General features: G+C 69.2%; 12 protein-coding genes and 2 pseudogenes. 7 read left to right on the top strand and 7 right to left on the bottom strand.

Going from position 1 to position 19,005, the window contains the following annotated elements; translation table 11 throughout:
• Positions 1-9: 9 nt before the first annotated feature.
• A complete protein-coding gene (locus F0344_RS23005; RefSeq protein WP_374940112.1) occupies positions 10-822 on the bottom strand; it encodes a class E sortase in 813 nt (270 codons plus the stop codon).
• Between the two features lie 108 nt (positions 823-930).
• On the opposite strand from F0344_RS23005, the gene F0344_RS23000 reads away from it, so the two are divergent.
• Positions 931-1,941: an SEC-C domain-containing protein gene (locus F0344_RS23000; RefSeq protein WP_185300599.1), complete on the top strand. Its 1,011-nt coding sequence runs from the start codon at positions 931-933 to the stop codon at positions 1,939-1,941.
• Positions 1,942-1,998: 57 nt separating this feature from the next.
• Here the strand turns inward: F0344_RS23000 and F0344_RS22995 are convergent, their stop codons facing one another.
• The 3 genes from F0344_RS22995 to F0344_RS22980 form a co-directional block, all read right to left on the bottom strand.
• Positions 1,999-3,405 (bottom strand): extracellular solute-binding protein, encoded by a 1,407-nt coding sequence (locus tag F0344_RS22995; RefSeq protein ID WP_258050062.1) that lies wholly within the window; start codon positions 3,403-3,405, stop codon positions 1,999-2,001.
• Between the two features lie 140 nt (positions 3,406-3,545).
• The gene (locus tag F0344_RS22990; RefSeq protein ID WP_258050061.1) at positions 3,546-6,488 is read right to left on the bottom strand and encodes a VWA domain-containing protein; all 2,943 of its coding nucleotides are present in this window, start codon (positions 6,486-6,488) and stop codon (positions 3,546-3,548) included.
• A 5-nt stretch (positions 6,489-6,493) separates the two neighbouring features.
• Positions 6,494-6,967, bottom strand: coding sequence for a hypothetical protein (locus tag F0344_RS22980; protein WP_258050060.1), 474 nt, complete (start codon positions 6,965-6,967; stop codon positions 6,494-6,496).
• Between the two features lie 375 nt (positions 6,968-7,342).
• Here F0344_RS22980 and F0344_RS22975 point away from each other — a divergent pair.
• Positions 7,343-8,806, top strand: a pseudogene (locus F0344_RS22975) (DEAD/DEAH box helicase family protein); the annotation flags it as partial.
• A gap of 157 nt (positions 8,807-8,963) precedes the next feature.
• Here F0344_RS22975 and F0344_RS22970 read toward each other — a convergent pair.
• Entirely contained in the window at positions 8,964-10,124 is a 1,161-nt protein-coding gene (locus F0344_RS22970) for an IS4 family transposase (protein ID WP_185297178.1), read from the bottom strand.
• A 38-nt stretch (positions 10,125-10,162) separates the two neighbouring features.
• On the opposite strand from F0344_RS22970, the pseudogene F0344_RS22965 reads away from it, so the two are divergent.
• Positions 10,163-11,899, top strand: a pseudogene (locus tag F0344_RS22965) (DUF3427 domain-containing protein); the annotation flags it as partial.
• A gap of 142 nt (positions 11,900-12,041) precedes the next feature.
• On the opposite strand, the gene F0344_RS22960 reads toward F0344_RS22965, so the two are convergent.
• Entirely contained in the window at positions 12,042-12,707 is a 666-nt protein-coding gene (locus F0344_RS22960; protein ID WP_258050059.1) for an ATP-binding protein, read from the bottom strand.
• 191 nt (positions 12,708-12,898) lie between these two features.
• On the opposite strand from F0344_RS22960, the gene F0344_RS22955 reads away from it, so the two are divergent.
• Positions 12,899-13,744 carry a helix-turn-helix domain-containing protein gene (locus F0344_RS22955; protein ID WP_185300597.1) on the top strand — a complete coding sequence of 282 codons (846 nt, stop codon included), beginning with the start codon at positions 12,899-12,901 and terminating at the stop codon, positions 13,742-13,744.
• A complete protein-coding gene (locus F0344_RS22950) occupies positions 13,744-13,923 on the top strand; it encodes a DUF397 domain-containing protein (protein ID WP_185300596.1) in 180 nt (59 codons plus the stop codon). The genes F0344_RS22955 and F0344_RS22950 overlap by 1 nt, the downstream gene beginning before the upstream one ends.
• A 13-nt stretch (positions 13,924-13,936) precedes the next feature.
• Here F0344_RS22950 and F0344_RS22945 read toward each other — a convergent pair whose 3' ends face one another.
• Positions 13,937-14,920, bottom strand: a complete 984-nt coding sequence (locus tag F0344_RS22945) for a hypothetical protein (RefSeq protein ID WP_185300595.1) — start codon at positions 14,918-14,920, stop codon at positions 13,937-13,939.
• Between the two features lie 397 nt (positions 14,921-15,317).
• Between F0344_RS22945 and F0344_RS22940 the strand changes: the two genes are divergently transcribed.
• Both F0344_RS22940 and F0344_RS22935 read left to right on the top strand, forming a co-directional pair.
• On the top strand, positions 15,318-16,349 hold the full coding sequence (locus tag F0344_RS22940; RefSeq protein ID WP_185300594.1) for a S66 family peptidase: 1,032 nt from the start codon (positions 15,318-15,320) through the stop codon (positions 16,347-16,349).
• A gap of 810 nt (positions 16,350-17,159) precedes the next feature.
• A complete protein-coding gene (locus F0344_RS22935) occupies positions 17,160-18,965 on the top strand; it encodes a S8 family serine peptidase (RefSeq protein WP_185300593.1) in 1,806 nt (601 codons plus the stop codon).
• Positions 18,966-19,005: the final 40 nt, after the last annotated feature.

Genomic DNA, 19,005 nt, shown 5'->3' with positions numbered 1-19,005 from the left:
ACGGACGCGCTACCTCGGTCGCATCGCGGTGAGCTTGCCCCAGACGATCAGCCGGTACCGCGAGGTGAACTCGGGCGTGCAGGTCGTCAGCGTCAGGTAGTACCCCGGCTCGCTGTATCCGACGGACGTCCGCACGTTGCTGCGTGGCACGGCGGCGATCACCCCGCTGTCGGAGGGCGACGTCTGCGCGAGGCCCTTGTCGACGGTGTACGTGTAGACGGCGTCCCGGGTCTCGACGGTGATCCGGTCACCGCGCCGCAGCCGGTCGATGCGACGGAAGGGCTCTCCGTGGGTGTTGCGGTGCCCGGCCACCGAGAAGTTGCCCGGCTGTCCGGGCTGCGCGGTACGCGGATAGTGGCCGACGTACCCCTTGTCGAGGACGCCTGGCTTGCCGACGCCCTGCGCGACGGGCGCGGTGAGGCCGAGGCGGGGGATGCGCAGGACAGCGTACGCCTGATCCCAGCGGGGAGCCCTGGGGGCGGCGGGGGTGACGGACGTGGCCGCACGGTCCGGCGCGGGGGGCTGCGGTTGCCGCCCGCTGCGCCCATCGGTCCCGGGCTCGTCGCCCTGGCCGCCCTCCGGCGGTTCGTCCACCGGCGCAGCCGCGCCGCGATCCCGCCCCCAGTCCTCCTGGAGGGCCCGGACCTGGCGCTCCGCACCCTCGCGGGCCTGCCGGTTGGTCCACCACAGCTGATGCGCGACGAGGAGCAGGAGGACGACGCCGAGCGTCACCACCAGTTCGGCGCCCGTCCACAGGCCGCGCACAGCGGCCCGCCGGCCCGGCGAGTTCCGCTGCACCACCACAGGTATCCGCTCCCGCACGGCCCGCACGATAGGGGCAATCCCCGTAACCCACCAGACATGTGTCGTCACCCACGCCCACCGGCCGGCTCTCCCAGCAAGCGCCTGTGCGGCAGTACCGTGTGCTCCATGCGCCCCGACACGCCTGCCGATCACATCACCGAAGCCGAGCGCCTGCTCCGCACCGCGGCGCAGTACCCCGAGGACCACGAACCGCTGTTCCTCCAGGCCGCGGCCCATCTGGAACTGGCCGGTGACCGCGCCCGCGCCACCGGCCTCTACGACCAACTGCTCAGCGCGCCCCCCACGGACACCGCCAACCCGTACCTGGTCAAAGCCCTCAAAGCCGCAAATCTCTGGGAGTACGGACACGAGGCCGAGGCCCGCGCGATCATCGACGGAATCCGCGTGGCCGGCCCGCTCCAGGCGGCCCCGTGGCAGATCGTCGCCGGGACCCTCGAAGCCCACGACGAGCTGGAGGCGGCCCACGACGTCCTCCAGACCGCGCTGACGCTGCTCCTGGCACCGGGCGAGGAAGTCCCGTACGCCACCCAGTCCTTGCTGACCGGGCGGCATCGCGTACGCCGGCTGATGGGCCACGACCACGACGCCTGGGACGAACTGGCCGACGCCCTGAGCACGGCGAACGTCTCGCTCGACGAGCTCCACGACCCGAAGCGCCTGTGGTCCCTGGGCTCCTCGGACCCGGGCGAGCTGAAGGCCGAGATCACCCGGCTCCGTGCCGAACTGGGCACCTACCGGGCGGCCTTGTCGCGTCCGTTCCCGGTGGCGGTCCTGCACTGGCCGGAAGCCGAACTGGCCGAACTCCTCGACGCCTACCCCTCCCTGGCCGACGAGGAGTACACCACCCACACCGAGCACCTGGCCCGCCTGGAGGCCGCGCTGCGCGACCTGCACGCGGGTGGCACCCCGAACCTCGGCATCGTCGCGGGCACGGTCCCCTCGTACGAGGCGTTCGCCGCCTCGGAGGCCGCGTCCCCGGCCGATCCGAACCTGCTCCCCCAGTACGCCACCACGCTCGCCGCCCGGGGCCGTGCGATCCCTTGGCCGCCGGCGCGCAGTGCGGCGTGCTGGTGCGGTTCGGGGCGGGCGTACCGGGAGTGCCACGGGGTCGCGTAGCCGCGGAGGGGGTGGAGCGGGCGGAGGGGGTGGAGCGGGCGGATCTTCGGGACGGCCTCACTTCCCTTCGAAGGCGTCCCGAAGGTCGAGGTGGAGACGGCCGGCGGCCTTCGCGCTGTCCGGCCTCTCCGCGGACAGCAGCGCGTGCACATGCGCCTGCAACACCTGGGTGAACGCCCCGTAGTAAGGCGTACGGGGGCGCTGGACCGCCTCCTTCAGTGCCCCGCTCAGCGTCCAGGTGAAGGCCTTCCGCGCCGCTGCCCCCTGGTCCTTCGCGCCGCCCTCCCCCGCCTTGGAGGGCGGCGCGGACGACGGACCGCCGGTGGCGGTGGAAGCGCCGTCGGCCGGGCGGAGAGCGGCGGCGACGCGGGGCCAGCAGGGCCTGGAATTCCCGTTGTACGCGGAGGCCCTGGTCGCGGCGAAGCCCGCGTCGAGCAGGCAGCGTTCGCTCTCCTGCGAGGTCAGGAACGCGATGAGGGCGCGGGCGTTCCCGGCGCGCGGCGAATCGGCGGTGGCGGCGAGATTCTGCCCGCCCAGCACGGAAGCACCGGGCAGCCGGTTCACGGAGTACGCGTCGGGCGGCAGCAGCGTCCGCAAGGCGCCGTAGACGTACGGCCAGTGGCGCAGGAAGGCGACGCGTCCGGCGGCGAAGTCGGCCAGGGTCGCCGTCTCGTCCGCGCTGACCGCGCTGGCCAGTATCCGGTCGTGACGGGTCCGTTCGAGGAGTTCGTCGAGGCCCTTCTTGAGGTCCGCCTCGCTCGCCCGGTACCTGCCCTCCTCGTCGGCGAGTTCGACACCCACGCTGGCGAACGCCTCGACGGTGTTGGCGGTGAGCCCCTCGTACTGCTTGAGCTGCGTGGTCCAGCCCGCCTGGTCGTCGCCCCGGCCGGGGCTGAGCGCGAGGGTCTTGATGGACGCGTTGAGGTCACCCCAGGACCAGTTGAGGGTGGGCTGCCTGCTCGGCTGGATTCCGGCGGCCTCCAGCAGGTCGGGGCGGTAGTAGAGCAGGCCCACATCGGTGTTGAAGGGCCTGGCGTAGGAGCGGCCCTTCCAGAGGGTCGTCCGGTGGACCCGGTTGATGAAGTCACGGTCGACGGTCTCCTCCTCGGGCATCGGGCGGATCAGTCCGGCTTCGGCGAACTCGGGAATCCAGGTGATGTCGAGGTTCACCACGTCGTATCCGGCGCTCCCGGACTGCAGCGCGCCGAGCAGCTGGCTGCGCTGCTGGTCGGCGCCGCCCGGCAGTTCGACGAGCTTGGCCTGCTCGGACTTCGACGAGGCGTGCTTCCTGTTCCACTCCTCTATGAGCTGCTGGCGCACCCCGCCGGACCCGGTGACATCGAGCCCGCTGGCGACGACGATCGGCCCCTGGTCGGTGGCGTTGCCGTCCTGGCCCGCCTGCGGCGTACCCTCTGGTCCGCCCGAACAGGCGGCCGAGGACACGGCGAGGAGACAGCCGAGCACGCCGGCGAGGAGGACCCGCCGTCCCGTGCTCCGTCCTCCCCCGCGCCGGGCGCCTCCCTGTCCTCCACTTCCACGTCCCATTCCGCTTCCACTTCCACGTCCCATTCCACCTCCGCTTCCACTTCGACTTCCGAGCCAGGTCATTCCGCGTCCCCCGTGCCCGTCTTGGCGACCTCGGCGGTCAGTTCGGTGGGGATGTCGTCCGACAGGTCCAGGCAGCGCCCGCCGGTCGCCTCCGTGATCGCCTCGTTGAGCCGGCCGGCGGAACAGCCGCCACCACGCAGGGACACGACCACGACCCGTACCGGCGGGGCCTGTTCCGCCTTGGCGACGAGCTCCGCCAGCTCCTTCTTCGTCAGCCCCTTCGAGTCCTCGTCGTCGGTGACCAGGACGAGGAGCCGTGGCGGATCGTCCTCGGTCAGCCCGTCACGCAAGGTCGCGAATCCTTCGCGAAGCCCCTCCACGACGCGCGCGTCGACATCGGCGGTCCCGGCCGCGGCGACGGCCTTCTGCGCGGCGGCACGACCGTGCCGCCCGAACGGCACGACGTCCGGGTCCTTCTCCGAAGCGATCGACCACACGCCGTACGCGTCACCGGCACCCAGCGAACTCATCGACCGGACCACCAGCTCCTTCGCCCGCCCTGAGCCGTCCCAGACCCGCTTGTCGGCCATCGAGGTGGAGTTGTCCAGGAGGTACAGCACCCGCCCGGGGCCGAGCGCCTGCCGGTAGCGGCGCAGCGTGGTGTTGAGCGAAGCGGCCGTGACGGTGCTCGTGGCGGTCGGCGGAATCGACTGGCGTACGGCATACCTCCCCGTCGCGTCGAGGTCCGCGCGGAGCGGCGAGTTCTCCTCGGGCGGCGCGGGCTTGCCGTTGTCGCCGACCCTGCGGAAGCCGTCATCGGTGAAGAACTTCTGCGCCGCCGTGTCCTCGGCCAGCCACGCGTAGAAGCGCCTCACCTCCCGGTCGCGCGCCTCGGCGTCGCGGCCCGCGTCGTCCCAGGTGACCTGGAGGTACGGCAGATCGAGCACCGGGATGTCGTTGGGGTACTGGGCGGTTCGGTTGTCCAGCACATCCGTCGCGCAGCGGGGGCGTCCCGGGTCGCCGGACGGCAGGTTGCACTGGGCCATGGTCTGTTCCGGTACGAGAACGGCCGCGCTGTCCTCCAGCGGATTGCGGGTGCCGTCGGCCAGCGCGCACATCAACTCCCTCGCGGTGGCGGGCATCGGACGCAGCGCCTGCGCCATGCTCTGCTCCAGGGATGACGCCGAACCTGACCCGGACCCCGCCTCGGACGAGGCGTACAGGGCTTCGGTGGCCAACAGTGCCCCGTCGGTGCCTTCGGGGTCGGGCCTGAGTACGGAGACGGACCGGTCCGGGCGCTGCGCGTCACGCAGTTCGGAGATGAGCGACCCGAGCGGCCGGCCCGTCTGCGACTCCGGTACCAGGGCCATGCTGATGGGTACCGCCAGAACCATGGGCGTGAAGGCGACCGAGCCCAGCGCGTCCAGGGTCACGGCCCGTTCACCTGCTGCCCCCTCGGCCCCTTCCGTTCCGTCGCCTCCTGAGGAGACGTCGCCGGTGGCCGTCGCAGCGGCGCTCCCGCCGGCCTCGGTCTGCCCGCCCTCCATCACCCGGCGCCAGGCGCTGCCCGCCGCAGGAATCCAGATGTCCGGCTGTGGGCCGACATCGCGCTGGGGCCGCAGACACTCACCGGTCGCGGGGCAGGCGGCGGGCGGGTCCTGCCAGAGGGACGAGGCCCGGAGGGCGGCCACGGCGTCGGTCGCCTTGGCGTCGTACGTGGTGATCCCGACGGAACGGCAGCCGCTGCCGCGCTCCATATAGGCGTCGGCGGCCTTCTTGACGGTGGGCCGGAGGTCGGGATCGGTGAGTACGCGGAGCTCCATCGCGGGCGGACAGTCGCGGGAGGCGCCGCCGGGCAGCCCGCCCGCCCACCACGTACCGAAACCGGCGAGGGCCAGGGCGGCGGCGAGCCCGAGGGCGGTAGAGCGGCGACGCCGCGACCGCAGCGCACGCCGTGCGCGCGCACCACGGGGCGCGGACAGCCGACGCCGTACGAGGCGGGGAAGGGGCAGCCGTAACCACCACCGCCCTGCGACGGAGGACACCACACCGCCGTGCACGCGCTTCTCCTCGCCCTCCGTGCCCCCGTCTCCGTGCGTGCCTTCGTCCTGGCCCGGGTCCGCGCCCCTGTTCCCGTCCCGGTCCCGGTCCGCGCCCCCGTTCCCGTCCCCTTCCCCGGCTCCGTTCCTGTCCCCCTCCCTGCCCTCATTCCCCGTGTGCGGCCCGCTCCCCCCGCGTACCGGGAGGGCGAGCAGCACATCGTCCCCGTGCCGCCGCTCGTCCGGAATCCACCGGTGTCCGTCGACGGCCTTGAGGGGCGCGATCGCCTCCCGCATCTCGGTGACGAGCCGGGTGAACGTGGCCGGCTGCACGGCAGCCGTACGCCCGGTCAGCAGCCCGTGCAGCCGGACCGTGAACTCCGTACCGGCCGAGGGGTCGCCGGGAGGGATCTCCACGCCCGGCTCCGCAGCGGTGAGCAGGGCGAAGTTCTGCCCGACGGCAGGGTTGAACGATTGCAGCGCGTTTCCGGCGAAACAGCAGTCGAGGATCGCCACGACCCAGTCGGCGCGGGCCTTGGAGAGCTCCGGCATCACGTCGTCCCGCCAGGACAGCGCGTCCACGAAGGGATGGTGCCGGTCCCGGGTCACACGTGAGGAGGTGAACAGGAGATGAAGGTCGCTCCCGTCGGGACGCACGATGCCGTGCCCGGCGAAGTAGACGACCAGCAGCCCGCCGACCTCCTCGCGCGCGGCGCGCAGCGCGGCCCGCACCTGGAGCGGATCAACGGCCCGGGTGGCCCCCCTGCCCGGAATCACGACGACGTCTGCGGGGTCGAGTACCCCGGTGCCTTCGGCGGTCAGCGCCTCGGCGACCAGCCGGATGTTGTGGCGGACGGCGGGCAGGTCGTTCCGGTCACCGCTGTAGGACTCGACACCGACGACGACCGCACGGTGCCGCTTGCCCCTGCCCTCCTCGCCGCGCGCGCTGTACGGCGGCACGACGCCTAGACCTCCCCGGCCTCGTCGCCACGACGCACCTGACCCCCGCCACCGCCCCGCGACCCTCCGCTGTCGCCGCTGTCGCCGCTGTCGCCGGTCCCGCCGGTCCCGCCGTCTCCGTCCCGATCGGCGTCCCCACCCTCATCGGTGTCCCGCCCCAGCACGGCCCCGGGCCCGGAGTCGGGTGCGTCGAGGGTGACGCGCGGCGTCTCCTCGGGGTCGGCGAACCTGCGCCGGTTCCGCACCCAGGTCTCCACGGACCGCCACACCTTGTCGATGACGTTACGAGCCACCTCGACGGACACCACGAGCACGATGTCCTGGATGAGCTCCCCGCTCATGCCCTCGGTCTGCTGGTCGGAGACCTTGCGCCCGACAGCCAGCTGATCCGCTTCCCGTACCTCTTCGAGATCGGGCGCGCTCTGCAACCAGGTATGGAGCGCCTCGAGATCATCACGCCGGGTATGCGTCCCGCTCACCCCGATCCGCACCTCAACGGTCCCGGCCCCCGCTCCGGGCCCCTGTTCCGGCCTCTGCTCCGGCTTCTGCCCCTGCCCGCTCACGCCCGGCCCGTCCGTCATCCGCTTGCCCCCATCGGCGCCATTGCCGTCCCACCTGAAGCGACCTGGAACATCCCGTCCCTGAACTCCGGATTATTTCACGCCAGTTGACATCCGACCCGGCTTTGACGGCACTATCACCGAGGCGGGGGATGGCGCGGGGCGCGGGGACGGCGCGGGACCGAGCGGGCCGCGATCCACTCTCCCCATCATGCGCATCTCGGACACGCTTCTGTCAGTACCCCTTGATACAACTGCTCACGTAACAACGTGCCGGGATGAGGGGACTCGACCATGCCCAACGATTTCGCGGATGCGGCGCCAGTCGCTGGGCTTTACGAAACGCTCATCACTCATCGCCTCGCAGAGCGCCTCAAAGATTTCGATGCCACGGGATGGCGCTCCATTGACGCCATCGTGGGGCAGGAGTCCACGCCGCACGTCCTGTCTCGACACATTGGCGACACGGTCCGGCAGGTCCTTCAGCGGCTCACGCCCGCGGAACAGGTTCTGGCCGCCAACCACATCTTGGAGTCCCTCAACACCATCGAGGGTGCGACCCAGTGGATAGACCTCGTGGCCGACGGCCCACGCCAGCTGCTCGCTGTGGCCGAGCAGGAGGCTCCCGGCGTCTACGCCATCCGCCCAGCCACTCCGCTCTCGGACACAGCACTGATCACCAACTCGCCGGAAGATCCGAGCCTCGGCTTTGAGCTTCGGGCCGAGTTGGCCACCGCCGATCGTGTGGATCTCCTCTGCGCATTCGTAAAGTGGCACGGTCTCCGCGTTCTTGAAAAGTCACTGGCATCTGCACGGGAACGTGGTGTTCCCATTCGCGTGCTGACAACGACCTACATTGGCGCCACCGAGCGTCGCGCATTGGACCGGCTGGTTCAGGATTTCGGCGCCGAGGTAAAGGTAAATTACGAGCTTCGCTCCACCCGGCTCCATGCCAAGGCATGGCTCTTCCGCCGAGACAGCGGATTCGACACGGCATATGTTGGCAGCTCCAACCTGTCCAAGGCTGCCCTCCTCGACGGCCTTGAATGGAACGTCCGGCTGTCGTCCGTCGCCACGCCCGCCGTGCTCCGCAAGTTCGAGGCAACGTTCGATGCCTACTGGAGTGAGCAGGCATTCGAGCCGTACGACCCACACACTGACGCTCAGCGGCTCGACGAAGCACTGTCACACGCAAGCGGCACCAGCACTCAGGTCCGGAACAGCATTACGCTCTCTGGCCTGGAAGTTCGCCCCTACCCCCACCAGCGCGACATGCTTGAGCGGCTAGAAGTCGAGCGCACCGTGCACGACCGGCACCGCAACCTGATGGTCGCCGCGACAGGTACGGGCAAGACCGTGATGGCGGCACTGGACTACAAGCGCCTGCGGCAGCAGCTCGGCCGCGACCCGCACCTCCTCTTCGTGGCCCACCGTAAAGAGATCCTCGAACAGTCCCTCCGCGTGTACCAAAACGTCCTCGTCGACGCGAACTTCGGAGAGCTCTTCTTCACTGGGGAGATTCCCGACAATTGGACTCATGTATTCGCCAGCGCACAGTCCCTCAACCCGCGTGCACTGGACCGCTTTGCACCGGATCACTTCGACGTGATCGTGATCGACGAGTTCCACCACGGCACATCACCCACCTACCGTAGGCTCCTTGACCATTTCGCTCCACTGGAGCTTCTCGGACTCACGGCTACCCCCAATGGCCATGAGTTAGATCGGGTCGGGTGTCAGTGTGTGGAGCACGATGGTGCGGGTGACGCGCCGGGTTCCGGGGTCGGTTGAGCTGCGGGTTTGGTAGCTGAGATGGGGGCGTTTCGTGGTGCGGGGCGTGGTGCGGGTGGGGCGGTCTCGGATGTGCATGCCGGGGAGGTCGGCTATGAGGAAGTGCAGGGCCTTCGCGAGCTGGTCAGGGGGAAAAAGCCGTCCTGAGGGAGCTTTTGACGGCGTCCAGGACGGGCGGGAAGCTGATGCGGGCGGGGTCGATGCCCGCGATCACGGCGGCCCTGGCGATCAGGGTGCGCAGGGCCTGGTAGACGCAGAGTAGCGCCCACAGTTCTTGTCGTACTCCCTCGGGTTTGCCCGAGCGCAGGATGCCGCCACTTTGCCGCAGGTCGACCTTGAGCAGTTTGAAGAGCACTTCCACCGACCAGCGTTCGGCGTAGTTGCGGGCCAGCTCCAAAGCGGGCGCGTGCTCAGGGTCCAGCAGGGTGGTGATGAGGCAGAAGACCTCGCTGATTCCGCCGTCGTCGGCGACGGAGTACTCGATGACTCGTACCGTGACCCGCTGCGACTTCCGCTCGCCGCGCAGTTCGGACAGGTACGTGCCGTCGGCCAGCCGTTTCTTGACGGGCAGGGTGAAGGAAGCCGAGACGCGCCACAGCAGTTGTGCGCCCGTCGCGGCGGCAGCCCGGTACAGGCCGAACGAGGGGAAGCCGCGGTCGGCCAGCAGCAGCATGCCGGGCGCCAACCGGTCCAACAGGCGGGTGAACAGGGTGCGTTCACCGACCGCGATGGAGTCGAAGGCCGCCCCGGTCAGGGCCAGCGTGCCGCACTCGGCCAGCGCCACCAGGCGGACCTGCGGCCGGCTTCCACCGGCCGGAACCGCGAACGCCGCCTCGTTCCGCTTCCCCGAGGGCACATCGAAGACCGTGCCGTCCACCGCCATCAACCGCAGCCCCCGCCAGAACGCCTCCGGGGTGCGCTCATCGGCCACCGGGGCTGCGACCTCGTCGAACAGGTTCCGCAACGGCGCCTCACCCAACCGGTAACGGGCCAGCGAGATCGCCCCGTCACTGGGCACCCGGTATTCGCCCCAGCCGCCCCGCGACCACCGCAGCCCCTCCAGCAGGCCCCGCAGGGTGCGCACGTACCCCTTGCCCGGCTCCAACCACAACGCCAGCGACAAATACATCATCAACTTCGCCGGCAACGACCGCGTTCGCTCCTCACGCGCCCCCGCCTCATCGATCGCCGCCCGCACGGCCTCCTCCGGGAACACCGCCGCCAGCAACCCGATCGACACGTCATCCGTCAGCCGCCCCGCGGCCACACCCTCAATCCGCTCCACCCCAAGATCATCGCACCCCGGGCAGCTAACTCAGGACCATTGCGGCTACCCCGGAGCGCATGGATGGTCTGAATATTCAGGACGAGTTCTTCGACGGCCGAATCGCCGCCGAGATGCGACTTTGGGAAGCCCTGGAGAATGACCTGCTCAGCCCGTTCCACTACTTCGGTATCACCGACAACACCGACATGAGTGCGGTCACGTGGAAGCGCGGCGCGTATGACTCGACGGCTCTCAGTAACCTCTTCACGGGCAACGATGCTCGCGCCAGGCTCGTCGTGCAGGCTGTGAAGGACAAGATCGCTGATCCGGGCGCCATGCGGGCATTGGGATTCTGCGTCTCGGTCGCCCACGCTCACTTCATGGCCGACTTCTTCCAGCGAGCAGGTCTCGCCGCCGTTGCGCTCTCCGGCGAGAGCCCCAGGGGGGAGCGCAGGGTAGCGCTCGATCAGCTGAGAACGGGTGCGCTCCAGGTCATCTTCTCCGTAGACCTCTTCAACGAGGGTCTAGACATCCCCGACGTAGACACCCTGCTCCTCCTTCGACCCACATCCAGCGCCACAGTGTTTCTTCAGCAGCTGGGCCGCGGGCTACGGCGAACGGAGGGCAAAGCCGTCCTTACGGTCTTGGACTTCATCGGACAGCACCGCAAGGAATTTCGGTTCGAAGAGCAGTTCCGCGCGCTGACGAACCTCACACGCAACCGGCTCCTCACGAGCATTGAGCACGACTTCCCCCAGCTCCCCTCTGGCTGTCAGATCATCCTTGAGACGAAAGCCAAGGAATTGATCATCGACAACATTCGCAACCAGATCGGAGTCAACGTCACGCAGCTCGCCGGCGAGGTGGCGTCTTACGCCGAGCCTCTTCTCGCCGGCTATCTGCGAGAGAGCGGCCGAGAGCTCAAGGAGCTCTACCGGAACGGGAACTCATGGACCGGGCTCCTCCGTCGAGCCAAGCTCCTCGATCAGACCGGCCCCGACGGCGAGGAGGCTCTACTCAAGCGCGTATCAGCCTTCCTCCACGTGGATGACCCGCTGCGGGCCACCGCATACGCGAAGCTCGTCGGCGAGGACGCCCTCGCGTACGAAGAGCTCAGCAACCAAGAACAGGCGTACGCCCGGATGTTCTTCTTCTCCCTTTGGCCGTTGGGGGCCAACTTCACGAGCTACCAGGCCGGTTTCGACACGCTCCGCCCCCACCGGGCCTTCCGGGATGAACTGCGACAAGTCCTCGCCCATGTCATGGAGCAGGCTGACCACGTCCCCGTACCGCTACTGGGCACCCACGCCAGCCTGTCGCTGACGGTCCACGCCTCCTACAGCCGCGAAGAGATCCTTACCGCCCTGGGCCAATCCACGGTGGACGGTTTCATGCCGGGGCACTTCCGCGAGGGGGTGAAGTGGTGCGAGAGCATCCAAACGGACGCGCTGCTCATCACGCTAGAGAAGGACGAGAAGGACTTTTCCCCAGAGACGCGCTACAAGGACTACGCGCTCAACGACTCCCTGTTCCATTGGGAGTCTCAGAACCAGACATCTGAGGCCTCCCCCACGGGCATTCGCTACCAGACCCACAAGGAGAGGAATACCCGAGTCCTCCTCTTCGTCCGCCGCTTCAAGAAGACGGACATCGGTGGCCCTCAGCCATGGATACTGCTCGGCCCAGCCGAGTATGTGAAGCACAAGGGCAGCAAGCCCATGGGCATCGTCTGGAAGCTTCGCCACGAGATCCCTGCGGACGTGCTGACGTACTCCGCCATTGCCGCCGGCTAGGAACCGAGGCCCTGTTCCTGAATGTGCCAGAGCGACGGCGAGCCCGTATGAATCGCTTCTCTATGCGGTGCTGCTCCACCGTCCTCAACGGTGCTGACCGTGGAGCTCCGTCCACCGCAGTTGCTAGGTGGCTGGAATCTACTCAGCTGACTCCCGGCAAATCGGCCTCAAAGTACGTTTGCGCGCGATCCATCGCGCTGTCCGGGTCACACCCGTGAGCTCGCAACCAATGAAGAAGATCAGCGATGAGATCGATCGCCGCCATCTCCGCACTCGCCACACTCAGCCGACTGAAGGTCGAGGATTCCACCGCAGGCCTCAACTGAAGTAGTCCCAAAACGGCTTCCGCCTTCGCCACACGCGGCCCATCGACATGGCCAACCGGCGAGGGTAGGCCCGTGGCGAGCTCACACCAGATGACCTTGGAGTCGCCGCGAAGGATGACGCCCCAGCGCTCAGCGATGCCATCGATAAGGGCAAGCCCTCGCCCCGTCTCAGACACGTCGGTTGCCTCGATGAGAGTGGGGAGCGCGCGCGTATCAGGGTCGCTCATCTCGATGCGGAGGTCGCTGCCGCTCATGAAAACGTCCAAGCGCGTCGGAGTACCTGATCCCACGTGCTTGATCACGTTCGCCGCCATCTCCGTCACGCAGATCTGCGCGGAGTGGACTACATCAGGTAGGCCCCACAGCTCCAGATGCAGTCGCATCACACGCCGCAAGCCGACCAACTCCCCTGCCTCGGCCAGGAAGGGCAGGTCCCATGCCTTCCTGACGATGCCGAAGCGACATCCATTCATCCCCATCATCACTCCTGCGAGAGACGCAGTCACCCAGCGTGCCCGCTCCCATCAATAGAGTGACATTGGAACTCTCATTTTGGAACTCTCACTAGCGACTGATGGGAGCACAGTCGCCGGTGCACGCCCCCGGAGTGCGCTGTCTTGCTCGGAGCGCTCTGCACCGTGCACCCTCTGAGGGATCAACGCGAAGGACGGCCATGCCAGTCGGACCAACCACCCGTAGACGACAGCTCGGCGCAGACCTACGTCGGCTCCGCGAGCGCAAAGGCCTCACTTTGGAGGAGGCGGGCGCCGGAGTCGGCATCTCAAAGGCGACGTTGAGTCGGTATGAGACGAAGGAAGGCACCGTCAAGTGGCCAGCCGTGGACGCCCTGTGTCGCCAGTACGGCGCCTCCGACCAGGAACGTGAATCGCTGGTCGATTTGGCGAAGGGAGCTCGTATTCAGGGGTGGTGGCGATCCCTGGCGGACCCGATTCCCGAGTCGATGAATCTCATGCTGACACTTGAGGACGAAGTGGTCAGCGAGGGCCACTACGCGTGCATGTACGTCCCAGGGCTTCTCCAAACACGCACGTACGCGGAAGCAGTGCACCGCGCCTCCGAGATGAGGTGCACGGATCAAGAGATCCACCACATGGTGGACATCCGAATGAAACGGCAGGAGCTTCTCTCTCGTGCCGAGCCTCCTCACATGTGGGCCGTGATTGATGAGGCGGTGATCCGGCGCATGGTGGGCGGGCGTGACGTCATGCGGGAGCAGTTGAGGCACCTCAGGGAGCAGGCGTCCCAGCCTCACATCACCGTTCAGATACTGCCGTTCGAAGCAGGCGCCCACGCCGCTGCTGTCGGCAGCTTCGTCATCCTCGGCGGCCCAACGCCTGAACTCGACGTCGTGTACGTCGATATCATCGGCGGTGGCCTTTTCATGGAGAAGCCGCAGGAACTAGCGCGCTATAGGTTGGCGTTCGAGTACCTGCGTGCGCAGTCGTTGGATATCGATCAGTCTGCCGCGCTCCTGAATCGGGTCATTGGGGAGCTTTGATGGACAGCGAACGCGTGTGGTTCAAGTCGTCGTACAGCGGTGGAAGCGGCACTGAGTGCGTCGAGGTGGCCAATCTGCACGCCGTCGTCGGTGTACGTGACTCGAAGCGCCCGGAAGGGGCCTCCATCTCCGTACGGGTCGCTGCGTGGGCGGAGTTCGTATCGGCCCTGCGTCTGTGAGGTGCGCCCACCCCTACGCCCGCACCACCACCGCAATCGGCGCCCGCCGCCCCGCGCCCAGCCGCAGCTTGGCCAGTACAGCCGCGACCACCTCGTCCGGGTGGTCGCGCACCAGGGCCGGTGCCACGCTCACCACTTCCACGCCCTGGGCCTCCAGTTTCAGGCGGCGGCGCAGCGTGGCGCGGTACTCGGTCGCTCCCAGGTGGAATTCTTCCGAGTCGACCTCCAGGGCTACGCCCTCGTCGGGCCAGTAGGCGTCGGGTACGGCCAGGAAGGTGCCGTCCGGGGTGAGCAGGGTGGGGTTCCAGAGGGCCTCCGGGACGCCTCCTGCTCGTAGTACGTCGCGGGTGCGGCCCTCCTCGATCGAGCGGACGCCCACGAGGAGTTCGTCCGCCACCGCGCGTAACGGCGCACCGCGCAGGGCGTGCCCCGCGCGGAGTTCGGTGAGGAGGTCGCGGGGGTCGCAACGTCCGGCCTGGACGGTGTTCGCCAGGATCGCGCGTACGCGGTCCTGGCAGGTCTCGCGGGCGACGAAGTCCGCCGCCGCGCGGGGCCTTCGGACGCACGGCACCCCTTCGAGGAGCAGGCTCGGCGGGTGGCGGCGGGTGCGGCGGATGCGTACGTACGCCACGTCCCGCATCCTGCGCGCCTCGTCGAGCAGGACGTCCACGGTGCCGCTGCCTGTGCCACGTACCCGGTAGAGGGACAGCGCCGCCTCGCCCGTCACGACGGCCGTCGTGCCGGACAGCGGGTCGGAGGCCGGTTCCGCCGCGTAGAGGACGGCCGCCAGCACCCGCTGGTACGGGTCCGGGGCGCCGGTCTGCATCAGCGTGACCCTGGGCAGCACCCACTGCCACGGCCCGCCCGGTTCGCAACGGCGCCGGATCGTGCTTCTGGCCAGGCCGGCGGCCTGGAGCTGGCAGCTGGTGGCCAGGCCTCTCTGCCGGCCCGCGAGCCGGTCGAGCGTCCTGACATCGGCTTTCGTCGCAGCGGCCATGGTCCCCTCCTCCCCATCGGTCGGTCGGCTCCAACCCATGGGGCCGATTGCGGATTCTGCGTTGCGTGTTGCGCTACGGAGAGTCCGCAATCCGGGCTCGGCCTCACATCCGGTACGTACGGGACTCCTCCGCGTGGCTCGGCGCCTGGACCCGCCTCCGGCCGACACCGGCAACGGCCCGCGGCTGTACGCCGTCTGGCCCTGAGACGCCGCGTATTCCAGGCCTTCCGGCGCCGGCGCCGGGTACGCGTCCCTCAGCGACTGCCGTCGCGCGTCGTCCGGGCCGAGCCGCGCCGAGCCCGACGGGGCGTGCTCCCGCGGGGGTGGCCGCGAGTGCGTGGCCGGCGAGCCGAAAGTGCCTGGCCCGGGCGTCGGCTGCCGTGCCATGCTCGCCCGCATGCCCATTCGATACCCGCGCCCCCTCCGTCCTGGTGACCGCGTCGGCGTCACCTCTCCCTCCAGCGGTGTGCCGAAGGAGCTGCGCGGGCGGTTCGACGTCGCCGTACGGGAAGTGGAGGCGCGGGGGTACGAGGTCGTCGTCGGCACGTGCATGGACGGTGGCGGGCATGTCAGTGCGTCCGTGGCCGAACGTGCGGCCGAGCTGATGAGAATGCTGACCGATCCCCGTATCAGGGCCGTGGTCCCCCCGTGGGGCGGCGAGACCGCGATCGATCTGCTGCCGCTGCTCGACTGGGAGCGGTTGCGGAGTGCCGAGCCGACCTGGGTCGTCGGGTACTCGGACATGTCGACCGTCATCACCCCCCTCACCCTGCTCACCGGGGTCGCGACCGTGCACGGCAACAACCTCATGGACACGCCCTACCGGGCACCCGAGGGGCTGTTGTCCTGGCTGGACATCGTCGCCATGCCCGGGGGGAGCCGGTTCACGCAGATCCCGCCGGGCCGCCATCGGGCCTCCGGCCGGGACGACTTCCAGGCACATCCCGAGGTCAGCGCGTTCACGCTCGACACCCCCGGCCGCTGGACCAGGCTGGACGGAGGCGGCGATGTGGACGTCTCCGGGCGGCTCATCGGCGGGTGCGTCGAGACGGTCTGCCATGTGGCCGGTACGCCGTACGGCGATGTCGCGTCGTTCGCTCGCGACCGCGCCCCGGAAGGGCTGCTCGTGTACGTCGAGGCGGTGGAGCACGATGCCTTCACGATCTGCCGGACTCTCCACGGCATGAAGCTGGCCGGATTCTTCGAAGGCGCCAACGCCGTGCTCGTAGGCCGGACGTCGGCGCCGGACGCCTCCTCGCTCAGTCAGCACGAAGCCGTACTGGACGCGCTCGGGTCCCTGGGTGTGCCCCTCATCGCCGACGTCGAATGCGGTCACGTCCCGCCGTACATGCCGCTCGTCAACGGGGCGCTCGGTCGCGTCATCCACGACTCCGCCCGCAGTGAGCTGATTCAGACGCTCGCCGACTGACGGCCGGGCAGGAAGCAGCCCAGGACCGGCAGACGCGCGGGCCCACGGCCGGCACCGGTCGACGGCGTGCTCCCACAGCCGATTCCCCCCAGCCCGGGGACACGCAGTGCTCCCACAGCCTGGCGACACGCAGCATGGAGACACGACGGGGGACACGACGTAGGGACACGGCATGGGGTCATGCTGCGTCCCCACGCCGCGGGGACACGGCAGGGGGTCATGGCGCGGCCCCACGCCGCGGGCGGCCCCGCGCCGGCCTCCCCGCCTCCCTGGCCGCCTCCCTGGCCGCCTCCCTGGCCTCCCTGTGACCTCCCCGCCTCCCTGCCTCCCTGACCTTCCTGGCCTCCCTGTGACCTCCCCGCCTCCCCGCCTCCCTGACCTTCCTGGCCTCCCCGCCCTGCGCGCCCTCCCTGGCCGCGCGCCCCGCCGTCGGACGCCCGCACCACCCGCCCCGGCCGGGCCGCGCGAGGGTTCCCCGAGCCTCCCGCCCCGCCCCCTCGCCGGTGGACAAGGGTTTTCCCCGTATCGGGTTCATCTCGCCTTTCCCTACTGTCTGCCGCACCGGCGAATCCCATTCCCCGCACGTCCTTGACTCCCAGCTGTCAGGTGCATGCAAGGCATGGGTGACGGCGGTGGCGGCCTTGACCAGGGCCGTGATGTCGACGGCGGCGCACGGGCGACCCGGCCCAGGAACCGCGGACCGCAGCCCCCACGCTGCGCCGCGGTTCTCGCGCCGACCGCCGCGATCCGCACGAGTAGTGATTGAAAGGGAACACCTTGAACGGTTCCAGGCGGAGACTCATATCCATCGTGGCCGCGACCGCCACGATCGCCGGTGTCGTTGCCACCTCCTCCGTGGCGCTCGCCGCCGCCCCGGCGGCCCCTTCGCCGAAGCCGGCCCCGGCTTCGCAGGCCATGACCACCCTGCCGACCGCGCCGGTCGAGGATGTCATCGTCACCTACAAGTCCAAGGCCGCCGAGGCCGGTTCCAACGCCGCGGCCAGGAGCGACGCGGCCGCCAAGGCCAAGGAGACCGGCGAGAGCCTGTCGTTCGAGCGCCGCCTCGCCAGTGGCGCCGCCCTGGTCGACCTGGGTGGCGAGACGTCCAAGAAGGACGTCACCGACGTCATGGCCGCCTTCCGCGCCGACCCGTCCGTCGCGTCCGTGGAGCCCGACATCCGCGCCTACGCGATGGCGGTCACCCCCAACGACACCGACTACGCCAAGCAGTGGGACCTGTTCGAGGCCACCGGCGGCATGAACGTCCCCGGCGCCTGGGACAAGGGCACCGGAACCGGCGTCACCGTCGCCGTCATCGACACCGGCTACGCCGCCCACACGGACCTGGCCGCCAACATCGTCCCCGGATACGACTTCATCTCCTCCTCCACGGACGCCCGCGACGGCAACGGCCGCGACAGCGACGCCAAGGACGAGGGCGACTGGAACGCCACCGCCGGCGAGTGCGGCACCGGTTCCACGGCGGGCAACTCCTCCTGGCACGGCACGCACGTCGCCGGCACGATCGGTGCGACCGCCAGCAACGCCAAGGGCATCGCGGGCATCGCGTACAGCGCGAAGATCCAGCCCGTACGTGTGCTCGGCAAGTGCGGCGGCTCCTCCTCGGACATCGCCGACGCCATCACCTGGGCGTCCGGCGGCACCGTCCCGGGCGCCACGGCGAACGCGAACCCCGCCAAGGTCATCAACCTGAGCCTCGGCGGCGCCAGTTCCACCTGCCCCAGCGTCTACCAGACCGCCATCAACGGCGCCGTCTCGCGCGGCACCACCGTGGTCGTCGCGGCCGGCAACAGCAACGCCAACGCCTCCGGCTTCACCCCCGCCAACTGCGCCGGTGTCATCAACGTGGCGTCCACCAGCCGTGAGGGCAACCGTTCGTTCTACTCGAACTTCGGCAGCATCATCGACGTCTCCGCGCCCGGTGGCGAGACCCGCCGCGCCACCGACACGCCGGGTACCATCACCACCCCCGAGAACGGCATCCTCTCCACGCTGAACTCCGGTACCACCACCCAGTCGGTCGAGAACTACAAGCCCTACCAGGGCACTTCGATGGCCGCACCGCACATCGCCGGCCTCGCCGCGCTGCTCAAGTCGGCCAAGAGCACCCTGACCCCGGCCGAGATCGAGTCCGCGATCAAGAGCAACGCCCGGCCGCTTCCCGGCACCTGCACCGGCGGCTGCGGCTCCGGTATCGCCGACGCGACGAAGACCGTGAACGCCGTCACCGGAACTCCCACCACCCCCGGCGGCACCACGTTCAGCAACGCGACGAACGTGACGATCTCCGACAACGCGACCGTCACCTCGTCCATCACGGTCACCGGCCGTACGGGCAACGCTCCCGCCGCCCTCAAGGTCGCCGTGGACATCAAGCACACCTGGCGCGGCGACCTGGTCGTCGACCTGATCGCCCCGGACGGCACCATGCGCAACCTCAAGGGCTCGTCGTCCTCGGACAGCGCCGACAACGTCCTCGCGACGTACACGGTCGACGCGTCGAGCGAGATCGCCAACGGCACCTGGAAACTCCAGGTCCGTGACGTCGCATCGGGTGACACCGGCTACATCGACACCTGGAGTCTCACTCTCTGAGACGCCTGAAATTCGGCATCATCGCTGGTCAGGGGCGTGT

This window comes from Streptomyces finlayi (assembly GCF_014216315.1).
Taxonomy (GTDB): Bacteria; Actinomycetota; Actinomycetes; order Streptomycetales; family Streptomycetaceae; genus Streptomyces; species Streptomyces finlayi_A.
The sequence above is the reverse complement of the archived record's forward strand: the minus strand, read 5'-3'. Positions and strand labels throughout refer to the sequence as shown.